This is a genomic window from Selenomonadales bacterium (genome assembly GCA_017442105.1).
GTDB lineage: Bacteria > Bacillota > Negativicutes > RGIG982 > RGIG982 > RGIG982.
Window position 1 is genome coordinate 1 of the sequence record JAFSAX010000110.1, and the last position, 5,069, is coordinate 5,069.

Annotated in this window: 6 protein-coding genes; 1 reads left to right on the forward strand and 5 read right to left on the reverse strand. The window is 50.7% G+C overall.

Annotated features, from left to right (window positions below; genetic code table 11):
• The coding region (locus IJN28_04300; GenBank protein ID MBQ6712992.1) for a hypothetical protein at positions 1 to 205 on the forward strand (205 nt) is incomplete at its 5' end.
• Between the two features lie 130 nt (positions 206 to 335).
• Here IJN28_04300 and IJN28_04305 read toward each other — a convergent pair.
• From IJN28_04305 to IJN28_04325, 5 genes are all read right to left on the reverse strand, one after another.
• Positions 336 to 1,130, reverse strand: coding sequence for an ABC transporter ATP-binding protein (locus IJN28_04305; GenBank protein MBQ6712993.1), 795 nt, complete (start codon positions 1,128 to 1,130; stop codon positions 336 to 338).
• A gap of 4 nt (positions 1,131 to 1,134) precedes the next feature.
• Positions 1,135 to 2,010 (reverse strand): ABC transporter permease, encoded by an 876-nt coding sequence (locus IJN28_04310; GenBank protein MBQ6712994.1) that lies wholly within the window; start codon positions 2,008 to 2,010, stop codon positions 1,135 to 1,137.
• Between the two features lie 68 nt (positions 2,011 to 2,078).
• Entirely contained in the window at positions 2,079 to 3,062 is a 984-nt protein-coding gene (locus IJN28_04315; protein MBQ6712995.1) for an ABC transporter substrate-binding protein, read from the reverse strand.
• A gap of 159 nt (positions 3,063 to 3,221) precedes the next feature.
• Positions 3,222 to 4,214, reverse strand: coding sequence for an ABC transporter substrate-binding protein (locus IJN28_04320; protein MBQ6712996.1), 993 nt, complete (start codon positions 4,212 to 4,214; stop codon positions 3,222 to 3,224).
• A gap of 136 nt (positions 4,215 to 4,350) precedes the next feature.
• On the reverse strand, positions 4,351 to 5,069 hold a 719-nt coding region (locus tag IJN28_04325), incomplete at its 5' end, for a DUF805 domain-containing protein (GenBank protein MBQ6712997.1).

Genomic DNA, 5,069 nt, shown 5'->3' on the forward strand with positions numbered 1-5,069 from the left:
GCTCTTCCGTGCTCTTGAAAAAGGATTCCAGCTCGATACGCGCGTTATCGACGAGTTCGAACCTGAGCTTGGTCGCCTGAGCGTAGAACGCATCAGAGGCGAACAGAATCAGAAGAACAAGATCGAACGTGTTCGCGTCAATGACAGCGGCGAAGACCGCGATGTATACGGCGGCAAGATCACAGTCGGCAAAACTTGGCCGTAAGATAACCGCAAGCACACATATACAAAGAAGACCACCGCATACGCGGTGGCCTTCTTTCATTTGCACGATGTTCTTGTACAAAGAAAAGCCTTGCTCGATAAGCAAGGCTTTTTATCTCTTTCGTTTGTTATTAGCTAAGCAGCATTCTGTCGTTGGCAAGCGCGTCACCACTGGCACGCTCGAACATTTTGAGAAGGTCTTCGATGGTGAGGTTTTTCTTTTCTTCGCCTTCTACATCGATGATGACCCGTCCTGCGTGGAGCATGATAAGACGGTTGCCGAAACGGAGTGCGTCGCGCATGTTGTGCGTGATCATGAGCGTGGTGAGCTTATGACGCTCGACGATCTTCTGTGTAAGGTCGAGTACCTTCGATGCCGTTTTGGGGTCGAGTGCCGCCGTATGCTCGTCGAGAAGAAGGAGTTTCGGCTGATTCATCGTCGCCATGAGAAGCGTAAGTGCCTGTCTTTGACCACCCGATAGGAGGCCTACTTTGCTGGTAAGACGATCTTCAAGACCGAGGTCGAGTTCTTTGAGCATTTCGATGAAGCCTGCTTTTTCGTCATTTCTGAGGCTCCATCTAAGACCGAAGGTCTTGCCGCGTCGTGCGGCGATGGCGAGGTTTTCTTGTATCATCATGCCTGCGGCTGTGCCCATCATCGGGTCTTGGAATACGCGGCCGATGTATTTGGCACGTTTGTGCTCGGGTACGTTCGTGATGTCGACGCCGTCGATGGTGATCTTTCCGCCATCCAGCATGAATACGCCCGCGATAGAGTTAAGGAGCGTCGATTTGCCTGCGCCGTTGCCGCCGATGACGGTTACGAAATCGCTTGGTTTTAAGTGAAGGTCGAGTCCGTTGAGTGCTTTTTTCTCATTGACTGTTCCGCGATTGAATGTTTTGGATATGGATTCTACTTTTAACATATTCTCATCCCCTTGCCCGATTGTTCCATTTGTCTTTGAAGAGCGGCATAGAGAGTGCCAGCGCGACTAAGACGGCTGTGAACAGTTTTAAGTCGTTTGGCGGCATACCCATCTGGAGTACGATCGCGATGACGATACGGTAGACGATGGAGCCGAGAATGACGGAGATGAGGCAGTTTTTGAAGCTGCGTGTTCCAAAAAGGACTTCCCCGATGATGACGGAGGCAAGACCGATGACGATGGTACCGACACCCATGCCGACGTCGGCGAAGCCGTTGCTCTGTGCGACGAGTGCGCCAGAGATGGCGACGAGTGCGTTACTGAAAAGAAGGCCTAAGATGATGGTAAAGTCGGTGTTGACGCCGTTGGCACGTATCATCTGCTGGTTGAAGCCTGTTGCACGGATAGCAGCACCGATCTCGGTACCGAAGAAGTAGTAGATGAATACGGCAAAGAGGAGTACGGTGAGCAGTCCAACAGCAAGTACGGCTTCTGTGTTTTTCATGCCGAGGTCAAGGAATCCAGTGAAGATGGTATCGGTGCGCAGAAGCGACAGGTTCGCTTTGCCCATGATGCGCAGGTTGACGGAGTAGAGCGCGATCATGGTGAGGATACCTGCGAGGAGTGCGGGTATCTTGAGTTTCGTATGTAAGATGCCCGTTACGACGCCTGCGACCATGCCTGCGATCGCGGCGATGAAGATGGCGACAACGGGGTTGATGCCTTCTACCAAGAGTGCGGCCGCGACTGCCGCGCCGAGCGGGAAGCTGCCTTCTACGGTGAGGTCTGCGATGTCGAGCACGCGGAAGGTAAGATATACGCCGAGTGCCATGATGGACCACAAGAGGCCCTGTGAGATGGTTGGAATCAATAAGTCTATCATTACTATCCTCCTATACTACATGGATCTCTTCTTTTCAGATGGGGATCCGTTCCATCTTGTATGTATCATATCATTTCTGCCTGTGCTTCAAGGTCGGCAGGGATGCGGATACCAAGTTTTTTTGCATTTTCTGCATTGATGGTGAGCTTGAGGTCTTTGAGCGATTGGATCGGCATATCGGCAGGTTTTGCTTTGCCTGCGAGGATATCAGCCGCCATTTCGCCCGTCTGGAAGCCGAGGTTGTAGTAGTCGATACCGAGCGTTGCCAGTGCACCTTCTTTGACGAGGTTGGCTTCACCGCATATGACGGGGACTTGGGCTTCGTCGGTGATGGCGATGAGTGTCGGTGCGGCAGATGCCACAACATTATCAGTCGGGATATAGACGGCATCAACTTTGCCTACGATACTGCGCGCCGCCTGCTGGATATCATTGACGTTCGATACGGTCGCTTCTACGACGGTGAGACCTTTTTCTTTTGCATACGCTTTCATGACAGCGATCTGTTTCTGCGAGTTGACTTCACTCGAGCTGTAGACGGTGCCGATCGTTCTTGTTTTCGGCATAAGACGAAGCATGAGGTCTATCTGTTCGCGAATGGGGTTCATATCGGTCGTGCCTGTGATATTGCCTTGCGGATGGCGCACATCGGCAACGAGCTTGGCTTCTTCATAATCGGTGACGGCTGTCGCTACGATCGGAATATCCTGCGTAGCACTTGCCATCGTCTGAGCAACAGGTGTTGATATCGCGCAGATAAGGTCTACCTTGTTGCTCATAAATCGCTGTGCGATAGGCACGAGATTCGACTGGTCTGCCTGCGCATTCTGTTGATCGAAGGTGACGTTATCCTTGTACCCTCTCGATGCCAGACCATCGACAAATCCTTTATTGGCAATGTTGACAGCGCGGTGTTCGACGAGCTGTACGATGCCGACTTTGTACGTTTGGGCGTTATCCTGCTTATCCGTTCCACAGCCTGCGATAAGTCCGAGCGACAAGATAAGAGACGCCGCCGCAAGCGCTTTTTTCCATTTCTTTTTCAGCATACTGTATATCTTCCCTTCTATAGTAGATTTCTACTTCCGAGAAATAATAAGCCATCTTAATAAATTCGACAACGCTTTCCTTCTTCCTGCCGTAAGATATCATCGTACAGACAATAAAAAACCGATGCAGCTGACTGCATCGGTTTTTGCAAGTTCATCTTATTTGATACCTGCCTGTGCTTTGAGGTCGGCAGGGATCTCGATACCGAGTTTTTTCGCATTTTCTGCGTTGATGGTGAGCGTCATTTCTTTGAGCGACTGAATTGCCATTGTGGCAGGTTTTGCTTTGCCTGCGAGGATATCGGCAGCCATTTCACCTGTCTGGAAGCCGAGTTTGTAGTAGTCTACACCGAGCGTTGCAAGACCGCCCGCTTTGACCATATTTGCTTCACCGCAGATAACGGGAACTTTTGCCGCGTCGGTGATCGCGATAAGCGTCGGCATAGCAGATGCGATGATGTTGTCCGTCGGAACATAGATGGCATCTACATCACCGACGATGCTCTGCGCTGCCTGCTGGATATCGTTGACGGTCGATACCGTTGCTTCTACGACTTTGATGCCTTTCGACTGCGCATATGCTTTCATGATATCGATCTGTTTTTGCGAGTTGACTTCACTCGAGCAGTATACGGTACCGATCGTTTTCGTATTCGGTACGAGCTTGAGCATAAGATCTATCTGTTCTTTGATCGGGTTCATATCGGTCGTACCCGTTACGTTCGTATTCGGTTTTTTATTCGATTCAACGAGTTTTGCTTCTTCGTAATCGGTAACAGCCGTTGCTACGATCGGAATATCCTTCGTCACATTGGCTACCGACTGTGCCGCAGGTGTTGCGATAGCACAGATAAGGTCTACCTTATTGCTCATAAATCGCTGTGCGATATTCTGCAGGTTCGACTGGTCTGCCTGTGCATTCTGCTGGTCGAACTTGACATTGTCCTTGAATCCTTTCGATGCCAAACCATCGACGAAACCTTTGTTCGCCGCATCGAGCGCACCGTGTTCTACAAGCTGTACGACACCGATATTATATGTCGCTTTACTGCTGTCTTGTGCCTTGTCACCGCCACAGCCCGCAAGAAGCCCGACCGATACAGCAAGCGTTGCCGCCGCAAGCGCTGTCTTCCATTTTTTCCAATTCATCATAACTACATTCCTACCCTTCTACCGATGATTTTGTATTTACAAAGTAACATTTTAATTTATTCGACAAAACCATTCGTCCTCCTGCCGACAACAAAAAAGAATCCGCCGTTTCAGCGGATTCTTTTTATCATTATCGTTAGGCAGACTGTTCTTCGTCTTGTTTTACGCCGCAATATTTGCAGTATACGCTGTCTTCGTCAATAACGCGGTGACAGTCGCGGCACTCTATCTTACCGTTCGCCAAACGACGGCTCTCTTTTTCTTCCTTCGCCTTCATCTCTGCCAACACTTTCTCGCGAAGCTGGACCGGTGCAGGGCCGAATCGATTCTCTTCATTCGAGCCCGTACGCATGATGAGGTAGAAGAACGGCAAAAACGAGATGCCCGGGATAAGCGTCAACAGAATAAGGAACGTCGTCGCGCCCCAGCCGAGGTCTACGTCGTGCGAACGGCGTACCGTAAGCGATATCTCATACGCAAGCGCGAGCGTACTGAACACAGGCATGAACGGGTCGATATTCGTTCTCGTCAGGATATAGATGAACGCAAGGATCGTGCACGAGAAATAAAGACCTGCACACGAGATGATGAACGACGTTCTGTCGATTCGCCCACGGTAGAAGTAATCGATGATAGACTTGACGATCGGACGGTCGCGCCACATATAGAACACGAGCCAGAAGAACATCAACAGAAGGATCGGTACACCGACGAATTTCGGATGCGGTTCGGGCAGAGTGACCGCTTTCGGTGCCCACATCTCGCTATCGAGATTGAGCCAGCCGAGCGGATTGGCCGATGCCACACCTCCGTCAAGAATAGATATCGTAAGCCAGCCGCCCACCGCACACAGCA